A 25,130-nucleotide genomic window follows, 5' to 3' on the forward strand; every position below is an offset into this window, starting at 1 on the left:
GGTTCCCAGAAAGCCATGCCGCTTCCTTCGCGCTGCTTGTCTACGCTTCCTCATGGCTGAAAGCCTACTATCCCGACGTCTTCTGCGCGGCGATGCTGAATTCGCAGCCGATGGGGTTTTATGCGCCGGCACAGCTGGTACGGGATGCGCGTGAGCATGGTGTGAAAATCCTACCGGTCGACATCAATCACTCGGACTGGGAGTGCACACTGGAAACGGCGGCCTTCGACCGGTCGGCTGTCGATTTCCGCCATGGCGAGATGCGAGGTGTCATCAAGACCCGTCATGCTGTGCGGCTCGGTCTTCGGCAAATCAAGGGCGTTTCCTCTGATGATATGAAGCAGCTCGTCAAAAAACGTGATGACAAATACCACTCAGTGCGTGACCTCTGGCTGCGTTCCGGCTTGCAAAAGTCCGCCATCGAGCGGCTGGCAGATGCGGATGCCTTCCGGTCCATCGGGCTATCGCGACGTGAGGCGCTTTGGGCGGTCCGGGCACTGGATGTGAAGAGCGCGACCGAGGAACTGCCGCTCTTCGAACAGGTTCGCCATATCGACCTCCAGCCCGAGCCTGCTGCAAAGTTGCCGGACATGCTGCCGGGAGAGCAGGTCATCGAGGATTACCGCTACCTGTCGCTGTCTTTGAAGGGGCATCCCGTTTCCTTCCTGCGCGAGGAATTTCGCAAGGCAGGCGTGACGCGCAATGTCGATCTGCTTCGAGTCCCAAATGGACGGAGAGTCACGATTGCAGGGCTGGTGCTGGTGCGCCAGCGGCCGGGCTCGGCCAATGGCGTGATCTTCATGACGCTGGAGGACGAAACCGGTGTTGCCAATGCGATTGTGTGGTCAAAGATGTTCGACAAATATCGCTCGGTCGTCATGGGCGCGCGGCTGGTGAAGATCTATGGCCGCCTGCAAAGCCATAGTGGTGTCATCCATACCGTCGTCGAACATATCGAAGATATGACACCGCTGCTCGGCATCCTTCAGCGGGAGACGAAACGCTTCGGCGTTAGCGAGCGTTCGGATGAGGTCTTGCGGCCAACCCAGGATCATAGACAACAGAAAAAAGTGGATGCACTGGCAAGAGAGGGGTTGGTCAGAAAGATCGCAGACGGGCGCTCGTCGGAGAGGGGTAGGGGTGGCGATATCGCCGAGACGGCAAGCGTAATGCCGCGTGGCCGCAATTTCCACTGACACGCCCTTGAATCCCCGATCGTCATCTTTCTCAAGAGCTTAGGCATAGGCTCACCGGCGTGTGATCGTTGACTGCGGAACAGTGAACGGTTTCGATTGCGAATTTTCTTGACAGTTCCTATCTTCTTTTGCAGAAAACACGATAGTAAGTGTCATGTTTGGAATGAAGACGTGCTCGTCTGCAGTTGCAACTACATAACCGACAAGGAAATCCGGGAGGTTATCAACAACCTTCTCGATGAGGATTGCTGGCAGCTTATCGTGCCTGCGAAGGTCTATCACGCCATGGCCAAGCGTGGCCGTTGCTGTGGTTGCTTCCCCAATGTTGTCGATATCATCATCCAGACAACCGAAGATTATCACGCCCGTCGCCACTCGACGGAGACCGAAATATTTGATTTCATGTCTCGCTTGAAACAATTCCACGAGGAAAACAGGAGAGCGGACATTGAAAGGCGACAAAAAAGTCATCGAGCGGCTTAACGAGGCCCTTTTTCTAGAACTCGGCGCAGTCAACCAGTATTGGGTTCACTATCGTCTCCTCGAGGACTGGGGTTACACCAAGCTCGCCAAGAAGGAACGTGCCGAATCGATCGAAGAAATGCATCATGCTGACCGTCTGGTCGCGCGTATCATCTTCCTCGAAGGCCATCCCAATCTACAGACACTCGCGCCGCTGCGCATCGGTCAGAACGTCAAGGAAGTTCTGGAGGCGGATCTTGCCGGCGAATACGACGCCCGCGCCGCTTACAAGAAGTCGCGTGACATCTGTCATGACGCCGGCGACTACGTTTCCATGAAGCTTTTCGAAGAACTGCTGGCAGACGAGGAAGGTCATATCGACTTCCTCGAAACGCAGCTCGACCTGCTCGGAAAGATCGGTGAAGGGAAGTACGGTCAGCTCAACGCGGACTCGGCCAACGAAGCCGAATAACCTGCCATTGGCGATGGAATTTCAGCCGGCCGCCCTTAAGGCGGCCGGTTTCATTTGGGAGACTTGATCCGCCGCTTTGGCCGATCGCTCAATCCTCGGGGATCAGGCCGGGGAGGTGCCTGAATTCCGACACCACGCGCTCATAGACGGCACGCTTGAAGGGAACGATCAGGCCGGGCAGGTGTTCCATCGGCTTCCATTCCCAGGCGTCGAATTCCGGCTCATGGCCGCCGGGCGGCGGGTTGATGGCGATCTCATTTTCGTCGCCCTCGAAGCGGAAGGCGAACCAGCGCTGCGTCTGGCCGCGGTACTTGCCCCTCAGGCCGATACCGATCAGTTGCGGGGGCAGGTCGTAATTGATCCAGTCCTTCGCCTCGGCGAGCAAGGTCACGGTCTTGATGCCGGTTTCTTCATAAAGCTCTCGATAGGCCGCCTCCAGCGGGTCTTCGCCCTTGTCGATGCCGCCCTGCGGCATCTGCCAGAGTTGGGGAGAGCCGTCATATTCGGAATTGCCGTCGGGAATGCGTCGTCCAGCCCAGACCAGGCCCTCACGGTTCAGGATCATCACGCCGACGCAGGGGCGATAGGGCAGATCCTCGGCTCTTACGGTCGCCTGGCTCATGGGTTTCTCCGCTCAGGGATTCTTGGGGTCATTGACGAGTGCTGCAATGCCGACAATCTCGATGCCGCGCATGGTCGCTTCCTCGCTCCATTTGGAGATCGCGTCAATGCTCTCGTCGAAAGCCGAGGCGACGCCGATCGCCTGGCCATTACGGCGGGCGATGCGCTCAAGTTCATCGAGCTTCTGCAGGATGGTGTTCACATCGACCTGACTGTCCAATTGCAGATCGGCGAAGGCGTAAGGAAGCTCCGTGCCCTTGGCGACCACGGCGGTCTTGGATTGCGCCGAAGTGCCGTCGTCGAGAAAGAGGAGACCGCGCTTACCAATGTCCCGCATGACCGGTTCCATGGCCTTGGGATCGGAGAGGAAACGTCCGCCCAGATAGTTCATGATGCCGGTATAGTTGGTGATCTCGCCCATCGCCCGGTGCAGGCTTTCGATATTCCTCGTCACGGGCTTCGACGTCAGCAGCGTATCCGGTCCCGGATCGTTAGCTGGATAATCGAACGGCTCCAGCGGCACCTGCAGCAATATTTCATGGCCGCCGCGCCGCGCATCCTGCATCCAGCGCTGCAGGCTGTTGCCGCTGGCGGCAAAGGCAAAGGTGATTTCTTCCGGCAATTGCTTTATGGCGCGCTGCGTGCCAGTCTGGCTGAGACCGAGGCCGCTGAGGACGATTGCTATGCGGGTGCCGCGCGTGCCGGACCATGGCCGCGCATATTGATCCATCGCCCGCTGGCCATCAGGACCTGTGATCGGTAGGCGGCCGAAGGGCGTATCTTCAATGAGATTGTCGTTGGGGATGGCCGCCATACGCGGATCCTGTCCCCTCTGCGTGGCATCGACCAGAACCGGGCCGCTGCCGTCGCGTGGACGAGGGCTGTATTTGGTGACGACGGAACCGTCGCCGGTCACCATGTGCTCTACGTTGGCGCCGGATTGCGGCTCGGAACGCGGTATGCCGTTTGCAGCCTGATTGCCAGATGCCTGCGGCTCCTGGATCGTATCGGTCGGCGGCGCGGCAGACCTGTCCTGCGATGCCGGAGGCTTCGACTGTTCGAGGCCATCATTGCGAAATGCCGTGTAAAGGGAAAAGCCGCCAATCGCGACAAGACAGACGCTCGCGGCAATCTGTCCGATCCGCAATATGCCTGGGCGCTTTCGCGTGGCCTTGCGGTTGCGGCCTAGAGGTGCATGCAGGTCCGTTCCCAATTCGTTGCCACTCCAAAACCGGGAAACAGCAGAAAGCCTCAAGGCCGGGCGGGTGCCCGGCCTTGAGAACGATGAATTACTTGGCGACGACGGCCTTCTCCGGGTCCGGTGGGAAGGACGGGTCAGTCTTCTTGCCGCGCAACAGATCGAGCGCGTAGTTGAGCTGTACGTCATCCTTCGGATCCGGCGGGACGTAGGCAACCGAGCCCGAACCTTCGTCAGTCTCGCTCTGGCCCTTGATGTGACCGCGCAGGCTGGATTCGCCTTCGGTTACCATCTTGCCCTGCAATTCCTGGGGCAGCGGCTCCTCGACCTTGATGTCAGGCGTGATGCCGGTGCCCTGGATCGAGCGGCCCGACGGCGTGTAGTAGAGCGCCGTCGTCAGGCGCAACGCGCCGTTTTCGCCAAGCGGAATGATCGTCTGGACCGAGCCCTTGCCGAATGAACGCGTGCCGAGAACGGTGCCACGGCGCAGATCCTGCAGGGCGCCGGCGACGATTTCCGATGCCGAAGCCGAGCCGCCGTTGATGAGGACGATCAGCGGCTTACCATCCGTCAGATCGCCCGGGCCAGCGTTGAAGCGGCGGGTTTCGTCCGGATTGCGGCCACGGGTGGACACCACTTCGCCGCGCTGCAGGAAGGCGTCCGAAACGTTGATCGCCTGATCGAGCAGACCGCCGGGGTTGAGACGCAGGTCAAGGACGAAGCCCTTGAGCTTGTCGGCCGGAACGGTCGCTTTGATCTTCTGGATCGCCTTTTCGAGGTCTGGATAGGTCTTCTCGGTGAAGGAGATGACGCGCAGGTAGCCGACATCATCCTCAACGCGCGACTTGACCGCCTGAACGGCAACGACGTCACGTACGATCGTCAGTTCGATCGGCTTGTCGGCGCCCTTGCGGATGAGCGTCAGCTTGATCGGCGTGTTGACGGCGCCGCGCATCTTCTCGACGGCGTCTTCGAGCTTCAGGCCGCGAACGGACTGGCCGTCGATTTCCGAGATGTAGTCGCCGGCTAGAACGCCGGCTTTGGCAGCCGGGGTGTCGTCGATCGGGGTGATGACCTTGACGAGCTCGTCTTCCATGGTGACTTCGATACCGAGGCCGCCGAACTCACCCTTGGTCTGGGTGCGCATGTCTTCGGCGTCCTTCGCATTCATGTAGCTGGAATGCGGATCGAGCGAGGAAAGCATACCATTGATGGCGCTTTCGATCAGCTTGTCCTCGGCCGGCGGCGTCACATATTGCGCACGTACGCGTTCGAAGACATCACCGAATACCGAAAGCTCCTTATAGGTCGATGCTCCCGCCGCCTCTGCAGGCACACCTGCCGAGTAAATGACGCTCATGGCGGTCGCGCCCATCAGTGCGCCGACCAGAACAAGAGAAGCCCTACGAATCATTGCGTGCCTTTCCAGTGTCTTTGGCGGTCCACCACGGTCGGGAATCGACCGGTTTACCGTCCTTTCGAAACTCAATGTAAAGCGTTGGCCGATCTGTTTCCAGCGCCAATGCTGTTGCGCTTGCCACTCTTTTCGCACCCATCACGGCCAGGGGCTCGCCGGAGAAAACAAATTTTCCCTGACGGGTGTTGATCGTATCCATGCCTGAAAGAACCAGGTGGTATCCGTTGCCAGCGTCGAGGATGATCATCTGGCCATAGCTGCGGAAAGCACCGGCAAAAACCACCAGCCCATCAGCAGGGGCCGTCACCACCGTTTCCGGGTTGGTCGCGACCGTCATTCCCATGGCCTCGTGTCCGGTGCCGTCGGCATCGCCGAACTGACGCAGAGTATCGCCTGCCACAGGCAGCTCCAGTTTCGCCTTCAATTCTCCGAAGGGATATGCGGGCGCAATGCGGTTTTTATCGGGCACACCGCTGTCGGCAAGGGCCTTTGCCTGGGCGCGCTGTTCGTCCGTCAGAAGCTTGCGGTTCTCCTCCGCCTGTCGGGCGGCGGCCGCGGCGTCGCGCACCGACGCGATCTCCGTCTCCATCGAGGCGACGAGGCTTTCCAGTGTGGTCGCTTTGCTCGCCAGCTCCTCTGAGCGCTGCTTTTCGGCTCCCAGCTCCGCTGCGTTGGAGCGGCTCAGCTTGTCGTTTTCGGCAAGCAGCAGGTCCATGCGCCGTTCCTCCTCCAGGCTGTTTGCCATGGTGGTGGTCAGGCCTTCCTTCTCCTTGGCGCTTGCCGTCTGCAGTGCTGCAAGGCCGGCAAGATCAGCCGCCAGCTTTTCCGTCTCGTTGCGGATGCCCGGCACTACTGCGCCAAGCAGAATGGCGCTGCGAACGGAGGCAAGTGCATCGTCGGGGCTGACGAGAAGGGCGGGCGGCGGGTTGCGGCCCATGCGCTGGAGAGCGGCGAGAACCTCAGCAAGGACGCCGCGACGTTCGTGCAGCGAGCGGCGGATGCCGTCTTCCTTGACGCCGAGCTCAGCGAGCTTCTTTTCGCTTTCGAGGATCTTGCCTTCCAGGGATTTGCGCCGCGCAGCGGATTCGATCAGCGCCTGGCGGATGCTCGCGGTGCTCTTTTCCAGATTGCCGATGCTGCTTTGAAGCTCGGTCACCTTGTCGGAGGAAAGGCTGATCGTCTTCGACAGCGCTTCCAGCTGGGTTCTCGTCTCGTCGCGCTTCTTCGCAAGTTCAGCGGCAGGATCAGGCGGCTGCTGTTCGGCGGGTGTTGCGGGAGCAGCTGTTTCGGCAGCGGCAGGCGGTGGCGGAGCATCCTGCGCCATTACAGCAAAGGGGTTTCCCGAAATGGCAATGCTGGCCGCGCCGAGCCCTGCGGCAACGGCCGGCAGGAACAGGCGGGATCGCTTGGGGGCAGCTCTCGTCATGCGTGTCGGGGTTTACTCGTTCAAATCGCCCGGAACCTAAGCTGATTTGGGGCTGTTGACCAGAAAGTTTGAAGGAGAAGGGGCCGGGACGCAAAACACGGCTGCGTGACCATTTTCGGCTGTATCAGACGCGATGATAGGGGTGGCCGGACAGGATGGTGACAGCGCGGTAGAGCTGTTCGGCAATCAGCGTGCGAACAATCTGGTGCGGCCATGTCATCTTGCCAAGGCAGATCGTCATGTTGGCCCGGTCGTAGAGGGAAGGATCAAGGCCGTCGGCGCCGCCGATCGCGATCGTCAGGTCGCGCTTGCCCTGATCGCGATAGCCACCCAGAAGATTGGCGAAGGCTTCGCTGTCCAGCGCCTTGCCGCGTTCGTCGAGGAGAACGAGGATACTGCCTTCGGCAAGCGATTTCAGCAATATTGCCGCTTCCTCACGCTTGCGGGTCTCCGCATTTGAAGCGCGGCTTTCGGCCACTTCGGCGATACGAGAAAATTCGAGGCCGACGGCGGGACCGGCCTTCGCAAAACGGTCGAAATAACGGGCCGCAAGATCCTTTTCGGGGCCGGACTTCAGCCGTCCCACCGCAAAAAGACCAATCCGCATTCCTCCGCTCCTGCTATGCCGCGCTTTAGAAGCGCAGCGTGGACTTTCCGGCCGGCTATCGAAAGCCGGCCCGGTCAGTTACCACGTTTCAGGCGCCGGACGAATGCCTGGCTGCCTGTCAGTGCCGGGTTTCTTCGTCCATATCCGGAGCCGCCCACATCTTTTCGATGTTATAGAACTCGCGGATTTCGGGACGGAACACATGCACGATGATGTCACCGGTGTCGATCAGGATCCAGTCACCACCTTCCTGACCTTCGACGCGGGCAGTACCGAAGCCCTCGTCCTTGAGATCAGTCAGAAGATGATCGGCGATCGCCATGACATGCCTGTTCGAGCGGCCGGAGACGACAACCATGTAGTCTCCCAGCGCCGATTTTCCGGCAATGTTTATGGTGACGATATCTTCAGCTTTGGAATCCTCGAGGCTCACGAGGACGGCGTCCAGAGCACGGGCAGCGGCATCGGCGCCACGTTCTGCACTCTTCGGGATAACGGCCAGCGTTTTTCCCTTGGCGTGTACTGTTGTCAGTGCTTTCCCTTTCCTGGAATGACAAACCATGCACAACACAGATCCGATAGAACCGGATCATGGTTAAGATAGGCATCAAACTATTAATGTTTCAAGACGCGGCGCAGCGCGCGAACGGCCGAAAGCCGTATTTGGCGTCACGAAATCGAGATTTCGACCCTCGGTCGAGATGGAGGGGCTGTGTACAGCGTCAGCGGTCGGGCGTAAAGTGTCGCTGACTTCTGCAAATCCCGATCGATATGACCGAAACCACCAAAAATCCGCTCACACCCGTCCTGCGAATCACCTTCCCCGACGACGATCGCCTCGGCCACGGCAAGATGGAACTGCTCGAGCATATCCGCGAGACAGGTTCGATCTCGGCGGCCGGTCGGGCAATGGACATGTCCTATCGCCGCGCATGGATGCTGGTTGCCGAGATGAACCGCATGTTCAAGGCCCCGGTGGTGGAGTCGCAGCGCGGCGGCCAGAAGGGTGGGGGAGCGGCGCTGACGCCATTCGGGGAGGAACTGCTGGCGCGCTTTCGCGAAATGGAAGAGACGGTGCGCGCCAGCCTTGCCGACGATCTCGTCTGGCTGCAGAACAACCGCAATCTGCAGCACGAAGGCCAAAGCTGATCAGCCTTCCAGCGCAACCGTCTTGATGACCGCGAAGGCCGCCATGCCAGGATGCAGGCCCAGGCGCTCGCAGGACAACGCGGTAATGCGCGAAAGTATGGCGTCGCCTGTGCAATCGAGGCGGATCTCGACAGTACCCTCCTCCACCGGCGACACCTGCGTGATGGTTCCTGCCAAAATGTTGAGAGCGCTCAATCCTTCCGGCTTCTGTGTTGCCAGCATCACGTCGCGCGCGGGGATGCGGATGCGCACAGGCTTTCCAGCAGCAGGCGCGACACCTGGAACATAGAGTCTGCCCGCCTTCAGCAACACCGTTGCGATTCGGTTGGCCGGATCGACGCTCTCGACCGTGCCCTCCAGCACGGCACCGGCTTCCTTTCGGTCCTCCGGAAGAAGTGACGAACGGCTGAGGACATCCACAGCGGGGCCGGCCGCTTCGACCTTGCCGTCGCGCATGACGACGACCTTGTTGGCCAGGCGGGTTACTTCGGCAATCGAGTGGCTGACATAGACGATCGGAATATCCATCTCGTCGCGCAGGCGCTCGAGATAGGGCAGAATTTCGGCCTTGCGGGCTTCGTCCAGTGCTGCCAGCGGCTCGTCCATCAGGAGCAGACGGGGTGAGGAAAGAAGTGCACGGCCAATCGCCACACGTTGCTTCTCGCCTCCCGACAGCTTTGAAGGGCTGCGGGCGAGCAATTGACCGAGGCCGAGCAGGTCGACGACGCGATCGAAATTTTCGGCGCGTGTGGATTTCGGCGCGAACCAGCGGCCGTACGAGAGGTTCGCCCGGACGCTCAGGTGCGGAAAGAGCCGCGCTTCCTGGAAGACATAGCCGAAACGGCGCCGGTGACGGGGAATAAAGGTACCCTTTGCCGTATCCATCAGCACCTCGCCACCAAGCAGGACACGACCTTCTGCCGGTCGGGTGAGGCCGGCGATGATGCGGATCATGGAGGTCTTGCCGGAGCCGGATCGCCCGAACAGCGCCGTCACGCCGCGCTCGGAGGTGAAGGCGGCGTCGAGTGCGAAGGCGCCGAGACGATGTCTTGCTTCGACGATGAGCGTCATTCCGGATCGATCCTCCGGCCGGCGAGATGGGCAAGAAATTCCGAAGCGAGGAGCGCGAGCATGGAAATGACGATGGAAACGAGGGTGAGCCGCATGGCATTCGCATCGCCGCCCGGCACCTGTGTAAAGGTATAGATGGCCGCAGACAGTGTCTGCGTTTCGCCCGGGATATTGGAGACGAAGGTGATGGTGGCGCCGAACTCGCCCATCGCCTTGGCAAAGCAGAGGATCATGCCGGCAATGATGCCGGGAATGATCAGGGGCAGCGTGATGGTCAGGAAAACCCATGTCGGGCTCGCGCCGAGTGTACCGGCCGCCTCCTCGAGCTTGCGGTCGACGGCCTCGAGGGACAGGCGGATGCTGCGCACCATCAACGGAAAGCCCATAACGCCGCAGGCGAGCGCCGCACCCGTCCAGCGGAAGGAGAGCACGATACCCAGATATTGATCCAGCAGGCTGCCGATCGGGCCACGCCGGCCGAAAAGGATGAGGAGGATGAAGCCGGTGACGACGGGTGGCAGGATCAGCGGCAGGTGAACGATGCCGTTCACTATGGACTTGCCCCAGAAGCGGCCGCGGGCGAGCAGCAGGGCGATGAGGATGCCGAGTGGCAGGCCCGCCACCGTGGCGACGAAGGAAATGCGCAGGCTGAGCAGGATTGCCGTCCACTCCTCATCGCTCAAGCCGAACATATTCAAACGTTGTCTTCTCCCGAAACATCGAAGGCCCGCCGAAGCGAGCCTTCACGCTAAGCTCTCACCGCAGATTGCGGGATTATTTCAGGATGGTGAAGCCCTGTGCAGTGAAGAAGGAGGCTGCCTTGTCCGACTTAAGGAAGTCGAGATAGGCAACGGCGTCCGGATTCTTGCTCTCGGCGAGGAGAGCGATCGGATAGATAATCGGCGGGTGGGACTCGGCCGGGAAGGTGCCGACGATCGCAACGCCCTTATCGGCAGCGGCATCCGTCTGGTAAACGATACCGAAAGGTGCTTCACCGCGGGAAACGAAGGCGAGGGCGGCGCGCACGCTCTCCGAATAGGCAACCTTGGTTTCGACAGACTTCCAGACGCCGAGCTTGTCGAGCGCCGCTTGACCGTATTTGCCGGCCGGAACCGACTTCGGCTCACCCATGGCGAGTTTACCGTCGCCGATGAGGCCGGCGAGATCGAAGCCGGACTTTATTTCGACAGGCTTCTGCTTGCCGTTTTCCGCAACCAGGACGAGGCGGTTGCCGAGCAGGTTGGAGCGTGTGTCCGGCTTGATCAGTTTTTTATCGGCGACGTAATCCATCCAGTTCAGGTCGGCAGAAATGAAAACGTCAGCGGGGGCGGCATTTTCGATCTGCTTGGCCAGCGCACCGCTTGCTGCATAGGAGGCAACGGCTTCCTTGCCGCTTTCCTTGGCCCAGGCCGCGTTGGCGGCATCAAGCGCATCCTTCAGGCTTGCCGCGGCAAAGACAGTTACCTTTTCCGCGGCTGCGGCAGACGTCGAAAGCGCTGCTGCGCCAAGCCAGATGGCCGAGATCGCGACAGTTGCCAGTTTCATCCAGTGGCGGCGGCTCTGCATGATTTCTTCACTCCGAAGTTCGAAATATTTAGACGAATATAACGGCGTGTGAGCTTTGGCTAGAGTTGTATTTCATAAAACATAACGATAGCGGAGCCGCAATTTCCCGGGGTCGCCTCTTCACGCATTCGTGAGGTGCATGGCTCCCGCCAAAGCGAGAGCTCGTGAGGCAAAAATGTGGCGCTTCTGCTTGGCAAACAGCAAGAGATCTGGCCGATCAGTTTGGATCAATCTGCTTTTGCTGATTAAACCGGCAGCGAATTCGATCTGTTCCGCGGAGGTTTGCATTTTTTGCATTGCTGCAATGCACCGGTATATATTCACCTTCTGAACAAATGTGCTAAATGACAATCATCCGACGGCTTCTCCTCCTCCCATAGCCGTCCGATAGGATCGACAACACTCCTCCTCCCAGTTGTCGATCAAGTTTTAAGCCCGACGCACCTCCTCCCGCGTCGGGCTTTTCATTTCTGGGAACTTTCAAACAAACCGATTTATTCTGCGGCCTTGTGCTGATCGCCGTTGCGGATGGCCGTCGAGCTCAAAGTCGAGCGAGGACCGTGAATGAAGGTCCAGGCGGGCGCCCGCTTCTTCCAGAGAACACGGGCATCATCTTCGTCGATTCGGGCAAAGGCAAAGGTCTTGGCCATTTTCGAGGAAAGGTAAGAAAGCGTCGAGCCTGGCCGGTCGATGACAGCGATCGGGAAGGTTCGCGCGATATTCTGCCATTTCTGCCAGCGATGGAAATTTTCCAGGCTGTCGGCGCCCATGATCCAGATGAAATGCACATGCGGATTGCGCGCCTTCACGCGGGCAAGCGTATTGGCCGTGTAGCTTACACCAAATGCCTGTTCGAAGGCGGTGACCTTGATATGCGGGTCGGTGGCGATGCTTTCGCTGCGCGCCAAACGCTCCGAAAGTGGTGCCAGATGATTGCGGCTTTTCAGCGGATTGCCGGGAGTCACCATCCACCAGAGCTGATCCAGGCCCAGGCGGCGGATGGCGATTTCGGCGACTAGGCCGTGGCCTTCATGTGGCGGATTGAACGAGCCGCCGAATAGACCGACGATCATGCCGCGTTCGCTATGCGGCATGCGGAGATAACGCCGGTCTATATGCTCCGTGGTCACGTCAGGGCCGCGTCTGTCCGTGACCGCGAACGCGGTATTTGAAGGAGGTGAGTTGCTCGACGCCAACAGGGCCACGCGCATGCATCTTGCCGGTGGCGATACCGATCTCCGCACCCATGCCGAATTCGCCGCCATCGGCAAACTGGGTGGAGGCGTTGTGCAGCAGGATGGCCGAGTCGATCTCCGTGAAGAAGCGTTCGACTACCTCAGGGTCTTCGGCAAGCACGGCTTCGGTATGGTTCGACGAATATTTCTGGATATGGTCGATCGCACCGGAAATGCCGTCAACGACGGCAACGGAAATGATGGCATCCAGATATTCGGTCGACCAGTCTTCGTCGGTGGCAGGCTTCAGGCCCGGCACGACCTTGAGAACCGTGGCCGAGCCGCGAACCTCGCAGCCGGCTTCAATGAGAGCCTCGATCAGCGGCGTCAGGTGCGTTCCGATGGCGGCGCCGTCGACCAGCAGGGTCTCGGCTGCGCCGCAGACGCCGGTGCGGCGCATCTTGGCATTGACGACGATCTTCTTCGCCATATCGATATCGGCTGATGCATCGACATAGATATGGCAGAGGCCTTCGAGATGGGCGAAAACCGGTACGCGTGCCTCGCTCTGAACGCGAGCAACGAGGCTCTTGCCGCCGCGCGGCACGATGACGTCGATTGCACCATCAAGCCCGCGCAGCATGGCGCCGACAGCGGCACGGTCGGTCACGGGCACGAGCTGGATCGCATGTTCCGGCAGGCCTACGGCTTTCAGGCCCTCGACCATGCAGGCATGGATGGCGGCTGAGGAACGGCGCGAATCCGAACCGCAGCGCAGGATCACGGCATTGCCGGCCTTCAGGCACAGCGCGCCGGCATCCGCCGTCACGTTCGGCCGGCTTTCGAAGATCACGCCGATGACGCCGAGCGGGGTGCGGACGCGCTCGATCTTCAGGCCGTTCGGCCGATCCCAGGCGGTAATCACTTCGCCAACAGGATCGGGAAGGGCGGCGATGGCGCGGATGCCTTCGGCCATTTCCGTGACGCGCTTGTCGTTCAGCGTCAGGCGATCAATGAAGGAGGCGAGCATGTCGGTGCCCGCCACATCCTTCAAGTCCTTGGTGTTTTCCGAGAGTATATGAGCCTTGTTCGCCAGGATGGCGTCGGCCATGGCGTCCAGAGCCTTGTTCTTGGCATCGGTGGAAGCAAAGCCCAATGGTCGCGCGGCGGCCTTGGCCTTGCGGCCGATGTCGTTCATCAGCACGTCAATGTCAGGGCTCTGCGCAACTGTATCAAGCATAACTTGCGTCCTTCTTCTGCCTTTCAGATTTGGAGCCGATCTGCGCCGTCATGACCATATCGTCGCGATGGACCATGGCGGCGCGGCCGGGATAACCGAGGATGGCCTCGATCTCCGCCGATTTGCGGCCGGCGATCTGGCGGGCTTCCTCTGCGTCGTAACTGACGAGCCCACGGGCGATCTCGCGGCCGGAGGGGGCGATGATTGCAACAGTATCGCCGCGGGAAAAATTGCCGGAGATGCTGCGCACGCCTGCCGGCAGCAGGCTCTTGCCTGCGCCGAGAGCCGTGACGGCACCTTCATCGAGATGGAGCGTTCCGGCGGGCTGAAGCTGTCCTGCAATCCAGGTTTTGCGAGCAGTCACGGGCGTACCAGACGGTGCAAACCAGGAAGAGCGCGCACCATTTTCAATGGCCGAAAGCGGGCTTTCCGTCTTGCCTGACGCGATGATCATGGCGCAGCCTGAAGTCGTGGCGATCTTGCCGGCATCGATCTTGGTGCGCATGCCGCCACGGGAGAGTTCGGAGGCTGCGCCGCCAGCCATGGCCTCGATCTCGGGGGTAATTTCCGCAATGGTTTCCAGGAATTGCGCATTCGGATCGAGATGCGGCGGAGCGGTATAGAGACCGTCGATATCGGAGAGAAGGATCAGCAGGTCGGCGCCAGTCATGGTGGCGACGCGGGCGGCGAGGCGGTCGTTATCGCCGTAGCGGATCTCGCTGGTCGCGACCGTGTCATTCTCGTTGATGATCGGCACGGCGCTGATCTTCAGAAGCTGGTTGATGGTGGCGCGGGCATTGAGGTAACGGCGCCGCTCTTCGGTATCACCCAAGGTCAGCAGGATCTGGCCGGCGATGATCGCATCACGCGAAAGGCTTTCCGACCAGGCTCTCGCCAGCGCGATCTGGCCGACGGCCGCTGCCGCCTGGCTCTCCTCGAGCTTCAGGGCGCCGGAGGGAAGGTCGAGTACCGAGCGGCCAAGTGCGATAGCGCCGGAGGAGACGACGAGGATATCGGCGCCTTTGGACTTCAGCGCGGCGATGTCTGCGCACATGGCATCAAGCCAGTCTTTCCGCAGGCCGGTCTTGCGGTCCACCAGCAGGGCGGAACCGATCTTGATGACGACGCGGCGATAGCGGTCCAGAGGCTTGCGGTTACTCATCCACCTCGTCCTCGTCGCTCGCGATCATGTCGCGATGGCGCAGCTTCGGCGTCTTGGCAGGCTTTTCCTCGGTATTGGCTTCGACGATGATGTCGCGCAGCGCGCGCAACACTTCCGTCATTCCCTTGCCGGTGACGGCAGAAATCTGGAAAGGCGTCTTGCCGCAGGCCTTGGCGAGTTCCTTGGCCTTCTTCTTCAGTGTCGCATCATCAAGCACATCGATCTGCGACAGTGCGACGATCTCCGGCTTGTCGGCCAGCTCGTTGCCATAGGCTTCGAGCTCATGCTTCACCGTCTTATAGGCTTTGCCGACCTTTTCTTCCTGGGCGGAGACGAGATGCAGCAGCACGCGGGTGCGCTCGACATGGCCGAGGAAGCGGTCGCCGATACCCACACCTTCATGCGCGCCTTCGATGAGACCGGGAATATCGGCAAGGATGAATTCCCGCTCGTCGATGGTCGCGACACCGAGGTTCGGATGCAGCGTCGTGAAGGGGTAATTCGCGATCTTCGGACGGGCGCGCGTTACCGAAGCAAGGAAGGTGGACTTGCCGGCATTCGGCAGCCCGACGAGGCCGGCATCGGCAATCAGCTTCAGATGCAGCCAGAGGGTCTTTTCCTCGCCGGCGAGGCCGGGATTGGCCCAGTCCGGCGCCTGGTTGACCGAAGACTTGAAGTGGGAGTTGCCGAAGCCGCCATTGCCACCCTTGGCGAGACAGAAGCGCTGGCCCTCTTCGGTGAGGTCGCAGATCAGGGTTTCTTGATCCTCTTCGAGGATCTGCGTGCCGACGGGAACCTTGAGCGTCACGTCGTCGCCATTGGCGCCGGTGCGGTTCTTGCCCATGCCGTGCATGCCGACCTTGGCCTTGAAGTGCTGCTGGAAGCGGAAATCGATCAGCGTGTTGAGGCCGTTGACGGCCTCCACCCAGACGTCGCCGCCGCGTCCGCCGTCGCCGCCGTCAGGCCCGCCGAACTCGATGAATTTCTCACGGCGGAAGGAAACGCTGCCAGCGCCACCATCACCCGACCGGATATAGACCTTTGCTTCATCGAGAAATTTCATTTTACTTCCAGTACTCAGTGCGTTTGGGCGACCCCTCTTGGGCCACTCGATATAGGCGGTTCAAGCGGAGGTCAAAGAATATCGTGATTTTTGCGAGCTATAACATACAGTACGGCTTCGGTCTCGATGGTAGATACGATCTGGAACGCATCGCCAAGAGTCTCGAAAGCGCCGACGTCATAGCCCTGCAGGAGGTGACGAGAGGCTTCGTCCGGAACGATTATGCCGATATGCCGGCTACTATCGCGGCCCTGTTTCCCGACTATTTCTGGGTCTATGGAGCGGCCTGCGACATTCATGCTGTGGCGCCGGAAGGCCAGGTTTCCCCGCCGCGCGGCACCCGTTTCCAGTTCGGCAACATGGTGCTGTCGCGCTGGCCTATCCTGTCGACGCGGACGCTGCTTCTGCCGCGCAGCCGCACCGTCGACAAGATCAATCTGCAGCGCGGCGCGACGGAAGCCGTTATTGCAATGCCCGATGGTGCTGTCCGCTTCTATTCCGTCCATCTCGACCATGTTTCCATCGACGAGCGCATTGCGCAGCTCCACCATCTCGGCGACCGCATCAATGCGTTCATTCAGGAAGGCGCATCGCTGACCGGAGCCTACGAATTCGGGCTTCCCGAGCCGCCACTGCCGGAGGATTACGTCATCATGGGCGATTTCAACATGGAGCCGGAATCGCCGGAATACTGTATTTTTGCCGGCGCTTTCGACGGCTTTTACGGCCGCACGGCGCGGATCGGCACGCCGATCGATGCCCTTGCGGCGCTCGGGGCCTATACGCCCGGAAGCTATAGCTGGATGGATCCGGAAGATCACGGCAAGCGCATGCATATCGATTACTGTTTCGTCAGCTGCGGCCTCAGGGACCGGTTGAAATCCGCTGTCATCGATACGAATTCCCTGGGTTCCGATCATTTTCCCCTGCGGGTCGAGATCCGCGATTGAAAGGACGCCGCCTTTGGCGCGGCGTCCTTATTCTTATGTCAGGCGACTTTTTTCTGCTGCAGCGCGCCCGGCTGCAGTAGGGTCTCGATATGGGCGACCATGGTGTTGCGGGCGAAAGAGTAGATTTCGCTGCAACCGGTCATCCGGAACCCGAGCTTTTCCTGCAGCCGGAGCGAGGCAGGATTGTCGGCAAAGACACCCGAATGAACCGGGACGTCGGGCATGCGCCGCGAGAAACGCTCCAGCACGGCTTCCGCCGCCTCGCCCATATAGCCGCGCCGCCAGTAGTAGCGGTTCAGCCAGTAGCCGAGGTGCCAGCGACCGTGACGAAGTTCGATCGACACATTGCCGATATGAACGTCGTCACTACCTGTTATCGCCAAAGTCCAGTCCGGCAGGACGCCCGACGTGACCGGAACCAGCCAGTCCAGCGCGTCCTGCCGATCAAAAGGGGCAGGAACGCGGGCCAGCATGCGGGTGACCGCGAAATCGGAAAGCGATTCCGCGATCGCAGGAGCGTCGCTCAGCCTATGCGGGCGAAGCGTCAGCCTTGCCGTTGATATGACCGGCACGGGGCCGGGCACCATGGGATTGATCCTCGGCCTCTGCAGGGGTGCAGCACTCATGAGATTGCCCCCCAGCTTCTCAGCGACATCCAGGTCTTGCGGTCGAGCCGGTACCATTCGACTGGCACGTTGCTGCCGAGCGCCAGCGAAGCGGCAAGGCCGGATCCCTGGAACTGGAAGCCGCACTTCTGGATGACGCGACGCGAAGCAACGTTCATGACCCGGCAGCGCGCGTCGATTTGCTCGACCTGCTGCCGCGTCCTGAATACCATGTCGACGAGGGCGTGGCAGGCTTCGGTCATATAGCCCTGGTTCCAATAGGGCTCGCCCAGCCAGTAACCGATCTCGACGGTCTTCTCGTCGGTATGCGGTTCCACGCCGCAGCAGCCCATAAAGGCACCGTTTTCGGCCTTGGTGATGGCATAGACGCACTTGCCAATCTCGCCATTTCGCGTACGCCAAACAAAGTCGGCGGCATCATTGGCGGTATATGGGTGCGGCATACGCGATACCATGGTGGCGACTTTGGCGTTGTTGGCGAGATGGGCAAGGGCGTCAATGTCTTCTTCGTGGGGCGCGCGCATGACGAGCCTTTCCGATAACAAGACAGGGCAATCGGTCCTTAACCGCTCCGGCCTCAGCCGTTCCATGGGAGACTTTTGGTCCTCCCTGGTCGACCGTGATTGGTCGACCCTTATCATTTCGCCTTGCATGTTCAGTCCTCCTGTTTGGACAAAGAAAAAGGGGAGATGGCGCCCCATCTCCCCTGTTTTCTGGACTGAACCTGGTATGGCCAGCCGGGTCGATGAGACGCCGGCTGTTTTAGAGCGCTACCGGCTTATTCCGCTGCTTCCGCTTTCGGCATTACAGACACGTACACGCGACCATTGGCCTTCGTTCGGTAGTCCACATTGCCTGCCGTAAGCGCAAAAATAGTATGATCCTTGCCGAGGCCGACATTGGCGCCCGGGTGCCACTGCGTACCGCGCTGGCGAACGATGATGTTGCCAGCTACGACGTTCTCGCCGCCAAACTTCTTCACGCCGAGGCGCTTGGAATCGGAATCGCGACCGTTGCGCGAGGAACCGCCAGCTTTTTTATGTGCCATTGGAGTTCTCCTTTAAACCTGAAACCCGTTGATCTTACTTGGCGGCCACGATGTCCGTGATACGGACAACCGTGTGATGCTGGCGATGGCCGCGCGAACGCTTCGAATTCTGACGACGACGCTTCTTGAAGGCGATGACCTTCTTGCCGCGGGTCTGGTCGACGACTTCCGCCTTGACGGAGGCGCCGGTTACGAAGGGCGCACCGATCGCTGCGTCGGCACCTTCGCCGATCACGAGGACTTCGGTGAATTCAATGGAGTCGCCAGCGGTGGCTTCAAGCTTCTCGATGGTCAGCACGTCGTTGGCTGCCACACGGTACTGCTTACCGCCGGTCTTGATGACTGCGAACATTATTTTATCCTTTCATGTTCGATCCAGCTCTCCCCGCAATACGCAGGTGGCTGTCTTCTTATCAGTCGAAGTTAAGCAGAGATTTCAGGGAACTGACCCGGAACTCTTGTCTGCCGGTGAACCCTGCGCGAGCGCGAGGCGGGCAAGGCGCGGAATACTCCGCCCCTATTGCGAAAGCGGGATACGCGAGTGACAAAAAGGTGTCAAGGCAAAAGGATGGAAAAGCTTGAGATTTCGGCTTGCCAGCCTGTCATTTGCTCGTTATGAGAACGCCCGCGCCGAACAAGCGCCGACCAGACCGCGGAGAGGTGGCAGAGTGGTCGAATGCACCGCACTCGAAATGCGGCATGCCTGCAAGGGCATCGTGGGTTCAAATCCCACCCTCTCCGCCATTTTATATCGCCTAAACCCTTGTAATGTAAGTTTTTTTGAACATAGCCCAAACCCTGATCCTAGAAGCGATCCTAGCAGGCTATTGCGTCCAGCTTTTTTTCGCTGGGGTCTCGTGCTGATTCACAACATATCCTAGATATTTGTCAGGGACGTAATGTCCCGAGCGAACTGGGGTATGTCTTGGGAACTCTATTGGCAGCTATGGGGCGGGAAACGCTTCGCTTTATTGTAGTGGAGATCTGGGCTTACTGGCGCAAGCAGCGTCAAGAGCGCAAGTACGAAGCCGACATGGCCGCTTTCAGGGCTGGCGAGGGCAACCTTCGGCGCCTGTCAGCGACGAGGCCCGGTAACGTCGATCAGCGGCGAACCGCCTCCTTCGCTTCTGGCACCAACACCCCGTCAACCAACCACCGCCATTAAAGCAAGCTCGCAAACGGCGTCAGCCGGCGTATCGTCGCCTCCGGCTTCAATACTGGCAACCTTCATGCCATTGAGCGTTTCGCCTTGGCGGGCGAAGAACCGGCCCAGGTCTTCGGCGCGCTGCTTGCCGATGCCGAGAGAGCCCATATAGGCACGTTCCTTCGCCGGGAGGGAAGCAAAGCCGCTTTGCGCCGCCATCTCGGCATTCGCCAAAATGCGGTTCCGGATCATTCGCGAGGCAAGCGTTTTTTTGAAAATCATCCCAGTGCAGCAGGCGGGTCATAAGCGAGAAGCCGACTGTCAGATTGCCCAGGAAGCGCTCGAACACGGCGCCGTGGGCATACCGATGTCACAGATCAAACCTGCGGTGCTCACAACATCCGTTCTGCCTAGCGATCATTTATTCTTCAAGAGCCACATCTTGCCTGCCATGGTAATGCCCTGCGCGGAGGTCTCCGGGGCCGCATCTGCGTCTAGGCTTTGCAGAAAGCCGTAGTCTCGCAATTCGTTCAACGTGGCCGTTGTCAGGAATTTCACCTTGATCGGCCGCTCCTTGAAACGGTCGGTCCTGGCATAGGTGACGGTCGCGTTCAGATGGGTCCACTTGTTGGCGTCCTGGGCGAACAGGTCACCGTCCTTGGCGAGCTTCAACCCCCTGATCTGGGTCGGTGTCAGCGAAACAATCGTCGCCACCACGGTGCCTGTGCTGTTTTTTTCGGTCGTAGTCAAAGTTCGGTCCTTGAATGGTGTAATCGTTTTGAAATGCGGGTCTGTGGCATTCTCTGCAGTCGCCGCTTATCGTTGCGCCGCATCATGGATATGGCAGGCCTGACAGCGGGTTTGCGACCGGCATCTTCGATTTCGACCCAGCACGGGGCGTTGGAAGCCGGCGGTGTAGGCAGCTCTTCGGCATGGGCAGATTGCGGATCGGCGGCAGTTCAATACCAACGAAAAAGGCCAGACATCCGCCTGGCCTTCCATGCCTTCATCACCCATGCCAGTACATCCGTGGTCATGGGGAGTTAAGCCTTAAGCGGCCTGAAGCTGGCCTGCGGACATTTTGCCCGACCTTTGGTCCTGCTCAAGTTGATAGCCAAGCTTCTGACCTTCAACGATTGAGCCCATGCCGGCGCGCTCGACTGCGGAGATGTGAACGAAGACGTCCGCACTGCCGTCGTCAGGCTGAATGAAGCCGAAGCCCTTGGTGGCGTTAAACCATTTAACTGTGCCGGTGGCCATAACAAACCCTTTCATAGCAACGACTAATCTGCCGCCGGGCGACGCACGGCGGTTGTTTCGACTTTTGAGAGGGAAAGTTGATCAAGAAGCGCAAAGCGCAGCAAAAACAAATAACGGCAAACAAAGTATCGATGGCGCTCTATATCCATCATGGGTTATCTCGTCAACCTTTGTTCCTCAAAGTTTTGGATTTGCTACTAAGGGGTGTGTTTCAGCGCCGTTGATCTGGATCTCCTCTAGTCGGCTCCGGAGATCGATATTGCGTTCGCGGGTTGGGTTGTGTGTGCGACCGACAAGATCAGCTTTCTCTTCGAGACGGCAAGCATCCTGACATTTCATCCAGCGTACCCGTAACGGATTTACCCCTCCCCGGTTTCTCTTGAGAAACTATGCAATCATCTGCGGTGGTGCAGCTGTTCAGGGCTTCAAGGCTTCAAGGGCTGTGATCATCGCTCTTCTTCCGTGCAAATTTCGCAACGATTCGAAAAAAGCTTTTCACTCAGAAAATCGACGAGGACGCGGACCTTGGGCGAGAGATGACGGTTAGAGGGCCAGAGCAGGTGGAACTGGGCGGGGCCGTCTATATGGGTATCAAGCACAGTGCGCAGCCTGCCATCGGCCAATGGATCGCGGGCGAGGAAATCCGGCATGCAGCCGATGCCCATTCCGCTGATGGTGGCACCGCGCAGCGCTTCCATGTTGTTGCAGGTCAGCACGGTTCGGGTTCTGATTTCCGGATGGTCGGGCGAGAGGCTGAGCGGCCAGGGCTGCAGTTTTCCGGAGTTGGGAAATCTGAACCGGACGCTGAGATGACCCTCGAGGTCGCGGAGGCAATCCGGGGTTCCGTGTTTATCCAGATAGGCCGGCGCGGCGCACAGCAGGAGCTGAAACGGGCGAAGTGCGCGCGACATCAGTCTCGAATCCGGCAAGGTCCCGCTGCGGATCGCGACATCGACGCCTTCTTCGATCAGATCGACGATCCGGTCGTTGAAGTCGAGATCCAGTTCGATCTCCGGATAGAGCCCAACGAATTCCGGCAGGATCGGCAGGATCAGATGGTAGCTGACGAGGGGTACGCTGACGCGCAATCGTCCCCGAGGAGCCGCAACAGCCTGTGCCAGTGAGGCCTGGGCATCTTCCAGGTCGTCGAGTATGCGCCGGCAGCGCTCGTGAAACAGCCGGCCTTCCTCCGTCAGCCGCAAGCTCCGCGTCGAGCGTTGGAACAGACGAACACCGAGCTGTTGTTCAAGCGCCGTAACGGCCTTGCCGACAGCGGAGGCCGATAGGCCGAGAGCGCGGCCGGCGGCGACGAAACTTCCAAGATCGGCAGTCCTGACAAAGGCCGTGAGGCTACCAAAGGGTTGGTCCATGTAGAGATCCATTCGAGCGATTTCTTCCGTTATATGCGGAACAAACCGTAGGTTATTGATGGATTGTCTGTAATTTATGCTGCTTTCCGCATTCGAAGTCCAGGCGTCTGAACGCCTTCTCACACGCGAGCCTCCCAAGCGCGTCCCACCCTCGAACCAGCGGAAGTCTTATGACCGTTCCCTACAAGCCCAAACCAACCGGCATTGCGGAAAAAATCTTCGTTTTGATTGCCGTCTGCTCCGCGGCTGCGGCCATGCCTCTCACCTTTACCGGTCCCGCCGTGGCCCTGCCGGCGATCAGTGCTGAGCTCGGCGGCAGCCCGATCGCCCATAACTGGGTCACCAATGCCTTCATGCTGACCTTCGGCAGCACATTGATGGCTGCCGGCGCGCTGGCGGACAGCTACGGCCGCAAACGCGTCTTCCTGTGTGGTCTTGCGGCATTCATCCTGTTTTCCGGCGGGCTGGCCTTTTCGCCTGATATTGTCTGGTTCGACAGCCTTCGCGCGCTCCAGGGCTTCGGCTCGGCTGCGGCCTTTTCCGGCGGAATGGCGTCGCTGGCGCAGGAATTCGACGGGAAGGAGCGGATGCGCGCTTTCAGCCTTGTCGGGGCGAGCTTCGGCGTCGGCCTGGCGTTCGGGCCGATGGCATCAGGTATGATGATCGAGGCTTTCGGCTGGCGGGCGATCTTCGCTCTTGTGCTCGGCCTCAGTATCATTGCCTTCATTCTCGGGGCGATATTCCTGACGGAAACCCGAGATCCCGAGGCCAGCGGGCTCGACTGGCCGGGCGCGATCAGCTTCACGCTAGCCTTGTCGCTTTTCACTTACGGTGTGTTGCGAGCGCCTGAAAGCGGATGGAGCGATGCGCTGACACTTGGACTCGTTCTGGGTTCAATGCTCCTTATGGCCCTCTTCTGTTTCATCGAACGCCTTGTGAAGCGACCGATGCTTGATCTGACGCTTTTCCGGTACCCCCGATTTGTCGGTGTGCAGTTGCTGGCAGCCGCTCCCGCCTATGCTTTCGTTGTGTTGCTCATCCTGTTGCCGGTGCGTTTTGTCGGTGTCGAGCGCCTGAGCGCGGTTGCTGCCGGACAGATGATGATCGCGCTTTCCGGCCCCTTGCTCATCCTGCCCATTGCGGCCGGATTGCTGACCCGGTGGTTGCCGGTAGCGACGATCTGCAGTGTCGGTCTTTTCATTTCCGCGGCCGGTCTCTTCTGGCTCGCGCATATTCCCGTTGGTTCGGATCATGCGGCGCTCATTGCACCGCTGCTGACGATCGGTATCGGTATCAGCCTGCCCTGGGGCCTCATGGATGGGCTCGCGGTCAGCGTCGTGCCCAAGGAACGCGCTGGGATGGCAACCGGGATATTCAGCACGACGCGCGTCGCCGGTGAAGGCGTGGCGCTCGCCATCGTCAGTGCGCTCCTGTCCGGACTGACACAATCCTATCTTGGATCAAGCCATGAGGCGACAATTGCGGCACAGCGATTGGTGACGGGGGATATCAACGGTGCGGGCCAGGCTCTCTCCGGCATGGGCGAACTGGAGCTCATCCATGCCTATAACAATGCATTCAGCCTGCTTTTGTGGCTTCTGACCGGTATTACGATCCTGACGGCGATCGTTATTTTCACCTTCATGGGTCGCGGTACCGGCGAGGCCGACGAAGTGGCTGAAGAAACCATCGCTGCCTGATGATATGAGGGTGGAGGAACGTTTCCACCCTTTTAACTATAGCTACCGAAAAACTACTCTTCCTGATGCAATTTATCCTGCAAAATTACATACCGCAGTAACGACTCCTAAAGTCCCCTTTGCCACTTTATTCCCATCAATATTGCGTTCGCCTATTTACTCGCTGGGGTTTTCTAATGAGTCGTAATCGGGATGATTGGGTCAGCCAGCGGGCATACTCCATCTGGGAAGAAGAAGGCCGGCCGCATGACCGGGGCGAAAGCCACTGGGCACAGGCGCTCCGGGAATTCGAGCAGCTTGAAGCCACCAAGGCATCCGTCGATGGAAGCGATCTCATCGAGAGGCTCAAGGCTGCCGGACGGATTTTGCGGACCTATGACGAGGCGTCCAGCGAGCAGGAAAATCAGAGTGGCCGGCGCAAGGCAGCCAGCCGCCGCCTAGGCTGAAGCCGACGCCGCCGAGGCACTTTTGTGTGTTCAATGCTATGGGCCGCCGCTCATCGAGTCGGCGGCTTACGCTTTTATCAGGCCTGCCTGTCCGAAAATTTATGCGGGCGTTCTTCAGCTCCGACTATTCGTTGAGGCCACGCTGGCCGCGCATCGCAGCTCATTCCAATCCTACTCCGATTACTGTCGAGCGGCCCAGCTGAGGCCGCGCCGGAGAATGAGGGGCATGTAGGGATGGCTGAATTCGGCCGCGACATGGCCAAGTGCGGAATAGAAAACGCGTCCCTCGCCGAAATGCCGCTTGAAGACGACGGGCATCACGACATTGCGCGCGGCAGCATCGTATTGGCCGGTAAAGGTCGTGGCGGCTAGGATCTCGACTGAGGGGTCGTAGTGCAGATAATACTGCTCCGAGTGGTAATCGAAATCCGGAATGCCTTCCATTAGCGGATCATCTTGCCGCGTCACAGCAACCCGGAAGTCGATGATATTGCCGGGATGGGCAACCCAGGTGACGCCGGAGACGTAACGGAAGGGTGCGCTTTCCTTGAAGGAGGTGGCAAGACAGCCATGGTGTCCACCGAGGCCGAGGCCCCCGCGGACAGCTTTGACCAGAGCATCCGCATGCGGCTTTTCCAGCTTCTCGCCGGTAATGACCGGCACCAGAAGATCGGCCCCGGTCAGTTGCGGTGAGCCGAAGATGTCGAGATCATTGGTGATTTCGACTGCAAAGCCGTCCTCGCGCAGCAACTCGCCAACGA

At 59.7% G+C, this 25,130-nt stretch carries 30 protein-coding genes and 1 tRNA gene; 8 read left to right on the forward strand and 23 right to left on the reverse strand.

Annotation, left to right across the window (positions count from 1 at the left end):
• The 3 genes from AC1D35_RS29395 to bfr form a co-directional block, all read left to right on the forward strand.
• Nucleotides 1-1,196, forward strand: a 1,196-nt coding sequence (locus AC1D35_RS29395) for a helix-hairpin-helix domain-containing protein (RefSeq protein WP_477941444.1), incomplete at its 5' end; no start/stop codon positions are given.
• Between the two features lie 96 nt (nt 1,197-1,292).
• Entirely contained in the window at nt 1,293-1,679 is a 387-nt protein-coding gene (locus AC1D35_RS29400) for a (2Fe-2S)-binding protein (protein WP_113310217.1), read from the forward strand.
• Entirely contained in the window at nt 1,645-2,130 is a 486-nt protein-coding gene (gene bfr / locus AC1D35_RS29405; protein WP_113300795.1) for a bacterioferritin, read from the forward strand. Before AC1D35_RS29400 ends, bfr begins: the two co-directional genes overlap by 35 nt.
• 88 nt (nt 2,131-2,218) lie before the next feature.
• Here the strand turns inward: bfr and AC1D35_RS29410 are convergent, their stop codons facing one another.
• The 6 genes from AC1D35_RS29410 to rsfS form a co-directional block, all read right to left on the reverse strand.
• A complete protein-coding gene (locus AC1D35_RS29410) occupies nt 2,219-2,752 on the reverse strand; it encodes an RNA pyrophosphohydrolase (RefSeq protein ID WP_113310216.1) in 534 nt (177 codons plus the stop codon).
• A 12-nt stretch (nt 2,753-2,764) separates the two neighbouring features.
• Nucleotides 2,765-3,964, reverse strand: coding sequence for a divergent polysaccharide deacetylase family protein (locus AC1D35_RS29415; protein ID WP_113310215.1), 1,200 nt, complete (start codon nt 3,962-3,964; stop codon nt 2,765-2,767).
• 76 nt (nt 3,965-4,040) lie between these two features.
• Nucleotides 4,041-5,363 carry a S41 family peptidase gene (locus AC1D35_RS29420; protein ID WP_113300792.1) on the reverse strand — a complete coding sequence of 441 codons (1,323 nt, stop codon included), beginning with the start codon at nt 5,361-5,363 and terminating at the stop codon, nt 4,041-4,043.
• A complete protein-coding gene (locus tag AC1D35_RS29425) occupies nt 5,353-6,762 on the reverse strand; it encodes a murein hydrolase activator EnvC family protein (RefSeq protein WP_113310250.1) in 1,410 nt (469 codons plus the stop codon). Before AC1D35_RS29425 ends, AC1D35_RS29420 begins: the two co-directional genes overlap by 11 nt.
• A 154-nt stretch (nt 6,763-6,916) precedes the next feature.
• Nucleotides 6,917-7,399 carry a 23S rRNA (pseudouridine(1915)-N(3))-methyltransferase RlmH gene (rlmH, locus tag AC1D35_RS29430; protein WP_113300791.1) on the reverse strand — a complete coding sequence of 161 codons (483 nt, stop codon included), beginning with the start codon at nt 7,397-7,399 and terminating at the stop codon, nt 6,917-6,919.
• Between the two features lie 118 nt (nt 7,400-7,517).
• Complete coding sequence (gene rsfS / locus AC1D35_RS29435) at nt 7,518-7,961, reverse strand: ribosome silencing factor (RefSeq protein ID WP_113300790.1); 444 nt, start codon at nt 7,959-7,961, stop codon at nt 7,518-7,520.
• Between the two features lie 209 nt (nt 7,962-8,170).
• Between rsfS and AC1D35_RS29440 the strand changes: the two genes are divergently transcribed.
• Nucleotides 8,171-8,548 carry a winged helix-turn-helix domain-containing protein gene (locus AC1D35_RS29440; RefSeq protein ID WP_113300789.1) on the forward strand — a complete coding sequence of 126 codons (378 nt, stop codon included), beginning with the start codon at nt 8,171-8,173 and terminating at the stop codon, nt 8,546-8,548.
• On the opposite strand, the gene modC is transcribed toward AC1D35_RS29440, so the two are convergent.
• From modC to obgE, 7 genes are all read right to left on the reverse strand, one after another.
• Entirely contained in the window at nt 8,549-9,619 is a 1,071-nt protein-coding gene (gene modC, locus AC1D35_RS29445) for a molybdenum ABC transporter ATP-binding protein (RefSeq protein WP_113310214.1), read from the reverse strand. It abuts the gene before it with no gap.
• Nucleotides 9,616-10,317, reverse strand: a complete 702-nt coding sequence (modB, locus tag AC1D35_RS29450; protein ID WP_113300787.1) for a molybdate ABC transporter permease subunit — start codon at nt 10,315-10,317, stop codon at nt 9,616-9,618. The genes modC and modB overlap by 4 nt, the downstream gene beginning before the upstream one ends.
• A gap of 76 nt (nt 10,318-10,393) precedes the next feature.
• Entirely contained in the window at nt 10,394-11,185 is a 792-nt protein-coding gene (gene modA / locus AC1D35_RS29455; RefSeq protein ID WP_113310213.1) for a molybdate ABC transporter substrate-binding protein, read from the reverse strand.
• A gap of 494 nt (nt 11,186-11,679) precedes the next feature.
• On the reverse strand, nt 11,680-12,279 hold the full coding sequence (locus AC1D35_RS29460) for a nicotinate-nucleotide adenylyltransferase (protein WP_477835800.1): 600 nt from the start codon (nt 12,277-12,279) through the stop codon (nt 11,680-11,682).
• 37 nt (nt 12,280-12,316) lie between these two features.
• Nucleotides 12,317-13,600 (reverse strand): glutamate-5-semialdehyde dehydrogenase, encoded by a 1,284-nt coding sequence (locus AC1D35_RS29465; protein WP_113310210.1) that lies wholly within the window; start codon nt 13,598-13,600, stop codon nt 12,317-12,319.
• Nucleotides 13,593-14,762: a glutamate 5-kinase gene (gene proB, locus AC1D35_RS29470; protein WP_113310209.1), complete on the reverse strand. Its 1,170-nt coding sequence runs from the start codon at nt 14,760-14,762 to the stop codon at nt 13,593-13,595. The genes AC1D35_RS29465 and proB overlap by 8 nt, the downstream gene beginning before the upstream one ends.
• A complete protein-coding gene (obgE, locus tag AC1D35_RS29475; RefSeq protein WP_113300781.1) occupies nt 14,755-15,825 on the reverse strand; it encodes a GTPase ObgE in 1,071 nt (356 codons plus the stop codon). The genes proB and obgE overlap by 8 nt, the downstream gene beginning before the upstream one ends.
• Nucleotides 15,826-15,908: 83 nt before the next feature.
• Here obgE and AC1D35_RS29480 point away from each other — a divergent pair, with 83 nt between their 5' ends.
• Entirely contained in the window at nt 15,909-16,775 is an 867-nt protein-coding gene (locus tag AC1D35_RS29480) for an endonuclease/exonuclease/phosphatase family protein (RefSeq protein WP_113310208.1), read from the forward strand.
• Nucleotides 16,776-16,813: 38 nt separating this feature from the next.
• Here AC1D35_RS29480 and AC1D35_RS29485 read toward each other — a convergent pair whose 3' ends face one another.
• The 4 genes from AC1D35_RS29485 to rplU form a co-directional block, all read right to left on the reverse strand.
• Nucleotides 16,814-17,401, reverse strand: a complete 588-nt coding sequence (locus AC1D35_RS29485) for a GNAT family N-acetyltransferase (RefSeq protein WP_113310207.1) — start codon at nt 17,399-17,401, stop codon at nt 16,814-16,816.
• Complete coding sequence (locus AC1D35_RS29490; protein WP_113204273.1) at nt 17,398-18,054, reverse strand: GNAT family N-acetyltransferase; 657 nt, start codon at nt 18,052-18,054, stop codon at nt 17,398-17,400. Before AC1D35_RS29490 ends, AC1D35_RS29485 begins: the two co-directional genes overlap by 4 nt.
• A 125-nt stretch (nt 18,055-18,179) precedes the next feature.
• A complete protein-coding gene (gene rpmA / locus AC1D35_RS29495) occupies nt 18,180-18,449 on the reverse strand; it encodes a 50S ribosomal protein L27 (RefSeq protein WP_007824841.1) in 270 nt (89 codons plus the stop codon).
• 34 nt (nt 18,450-18,483) lie between these two features.
• Nucleotides 18,484-18,801, reverse strand: coding sequence for a 50S ribosomal protein L21 (gene rplU, locus AC1D35_RS29500; protein ID WP_037102071.1), 318 nt, complete (start codon nt 18,799-18,801; stop codon nt 18,484-18,486).
• Between the two features lie 302 nt (nt 18,802-19,103).
• Here rplU and AC1D35_RS29505 point away from each other — a divergent pair.
• A tRNA-Ser gene (locus tag AC1D35_RS29505) sits at nt 19,104-19,193 on the forward strand.
• A gap of 400 nt (nt 19,194-19,593) precedes the next feature.
• On the opposite strand, the gene AC1D35_RS29510 is transcribed toward AC1D35_RS29505, so the two are convergent.
• The 5 genes from AC1D35_RS29510 to AC1D35_RS29530 form a co-directional block, all read right to left on the reverse strand.
• Nucleotides 19,594-19,827: a hypothetical protein gene (locus tag AC1D35_RS29510; RefSeq protein WP_162748646.1), complete on the reverse strand. Its 234-nt coding sequence runs from the start codon at nt 19,825-19,827 to the stop codon at nt 19,594-19,596.
• Between the two features lie 183 nt (nt 19,828-20,010).
• A complete protein-coding gene (locus tag AC1D35_RS29515) occupies nt 20,011-20,298 on the reverse strand; it encodes a hypothetical protein (protein WP_113300894.1) in 288 nt (95 codons plus the stop codon).
• Between the two features lie 345 nt (nt 20,299-20,643).
• The gene (locus AC1D35_RS29520) at nt 20,644-20,853 is read right to left on the reverse strand and encodes a cold-shock protein (RefSeq protein WP_113300893.1); all 210 of its coding nucleotides are present in this window, start codon (nt 20,851-20,853) and stop codon (nt 20,644-20,646) included.
• Nucleotides 20,854-20,876: 23 nt separating this feature from the next.
• Entirely contained in the window at nt 20,877-21,005 is a 129-nt protein-coding gene (locus tag AC1D35_RS29525) for a hypothetical protein (protein WP_477835805.1), read from the reverse strand.
• Nucleotides 21,006-21,299: 294 nt separating this feature from the next.
• Nucleotides 21,300-22,223, reverse strand: a complete 924-nt coding sequence (locus tag AC1D35_RS29530) for a LysR family transcriptional regulator (protein ID WP_113300892.1) — start codon at nt 22,221-22,223, stop codon at nt 21,300-21,302.
• 170 nt (nt 22,224-22,393) lie between these two features.
• Between AC1D35_RS29530 and AC1D35_RS29535 the strand changes: the two genes are divergently transcribed.
• Together AC1D35_RS29535 and AC1D35_RS29540 are read left to right on the forward strand one after the other, a co-directional pair.
• Complete coding sequence (locus tag AC1D35_RS29535) at nt 22,394-23,923, forward strand: MFS transporter (RefSeq protein ID WP_113311982.1); 1,530 nt, start codon at nt 22,394-22,396, stop codon at nt 23,921-23,923.
• A 176-nt stretch (nt 23,924-24,099) separates the two neighbouring features.
• A complete protein-coding gene (locus AC1D35_RS29540) occupies nt 24,100-24,369 on the forward strand; it encodes a DUF2934 domain-containing protein (RefSeq protein WP_113311983.1) in 270 nt (89 codons plus the stop codon).
• 180 nt (nt 24,370-24,549) lie between these two features.
• On the opposite strand, the gene AC1D35_RS29545 is transcribed toward AC1D35_RS29540, so the two are convergent.
• Nucleotides 24,550-25,130: ThuA domain-containing protein (locus AC1D35_RS29545; protein WP_477941455.1), on the reverse strand; the 581-nt coding region annotated here is incomplete at its 5' end.

The organism is Rhizobium sp. P1_E6, assembly GCF_056405875.1.

Excerpts from the sequence above, each read along its gene's own strand:
- AC1D35_RS29410 (WP_113310216.1), bottom strand. The coding sequence starts at position 2,752 with ATGAGCCAGGCGACCGTAAGAGCCGAGGATCTGCCCTATCGCCCCTGC.
- rplU (WP_037102071.1), bottom strand. The coding sequence starts at position 18,801 with ATGTTCGCAGTCATCAAGACCGGCGGTAAGCAGTACCGTGTGGCAGCC.
- AC1D35_RS29460 (WP_477835800.1), bottom strand. The coding sequence starts at position 12,279 with ATGCCGCATAGCGAACGCGGCATGATCGTCGGTCTATTCGGCGGCTCG.
- AC1D35_RS29520 (WP_113300893.1), bottom strand. The coding sequence starts at position 20,853 with ATGGCCACCGGCACAGTTAAATGGTTTAACGCCACCAAGGGCTTCGGC.
- AC1D35_RS29535 (WP_113311982.1), top strand. The coding sequence starts at position 22,394 with ATGACCGTTCCCTACAAGCCCAAACCAACCGGCATTGCGGAAAAAATC.
- AC1D35_RS29490 (WP_113204273.1), bottom strand. The coding sequence starts at position 18,054 with ATGCAAGGCGAAATGATAAGGGTCGACCAATCACGGTCGACCAGGGAG.
- AC1D35_RS29420 (WP_113300792.1), bottom strand. The coding sequence starts at position 5,363 with ATGATTCGTAGGGCTTCTCTTGTTCTGGTCGGCGCACTGATGGGCGCG.
- modC (WP_113310214.1), bottom strand. The coding sequence starts at position 9,619 with ATGACGCTCATCGTCGAAGCAAGACATCGTCTCGGCGCCTTCGCACTC.
- AC1D35_RS29485 (WP_113310207.1), bottom strand. The coding sequence starts at position 17,401 with ATGAGTGCTGCACCCCTGCAGAGGCCGAGGATCAATCCCATGGTGCCC.
- modA (WP_113310213.1), bottom strand. The coding sequence starts at position 11,185 with ATGCAGAGCCGCCGCCACTGGATGAAACTGGCAACTGTCGCGATCTCG.
- rpmA (WP_007824841.1), bottom strand. The coding sequence starts at position 18,449 with ATGGCACATAAAAAAGCTGGCGGTTCCTCGCGCAACGGTCGCGATTCC.
- AC1D35_RS29540 (WP_113311983.1), top strand. The coding sequence starts at position 24,100 with ATGAGTCGTAATCGGGATGATTGGGTCAGCCAGCGGGCATACTCCATC.
- AC1D35_RS29465 (WP_113310210.1), bottom strand. The coding sequence starts at position 13,600 with ATGCTTGATACAGTTGCGCAGAGCCCTGACATTGACGTGCTGATGAAC.
- AC1D35_RS29525 (WP_477835805.1), bottom strand. The coding sequence starts at position 21,005 with ATGATGGATATAGAGCGCCATCGATACTTTGTTTGCCGTTATTTGTTT.
- AC1D35_RS29530 (WP_113300892.1), bottom strand. The coding sequence starts at position 22,223 with ATGGACCAACCCTTTGGTAGCCTCACGGCCTTTGTCAGGACTGCCGAT.
- rsfS (WP_113300790.1), bottom strand. The coding sequence starts at position 7,961 with ATGGTTTGTCATTCCAGGAAAGGGAAAGCACTGACAACAGTACACGCC.
- AC1D35_RS29440 (WP_113300789.1), top strand. The coding sequence starts at position 8,171 with ATGACCGAAACCACCAAAAATCCGCTCACACCCGTCCTGCGAATCACC.
- proB (WP_113310209.1), bottom strand. The coding sequence starts at position 14,762 with ATGAGTAACCGCAAGCCTCTGGACCGCTATCGCCGCGTCGTCATCAAG.
- obgE (WP_113300781.1), bottom strand. The coding sequence starts at position 15,825 with ATGAAATTTCTCGATGAAGCAAAGGTCTATATCCGGTCGGGTGATGGT.
- rlmH (WP_113300791.1), bottom strand. The coding sequence starts at position 7,399 with ATGCGGATTGGTCTTTTTGCGGTGGGACGGCTGAAGTCCGGCCCCGAA.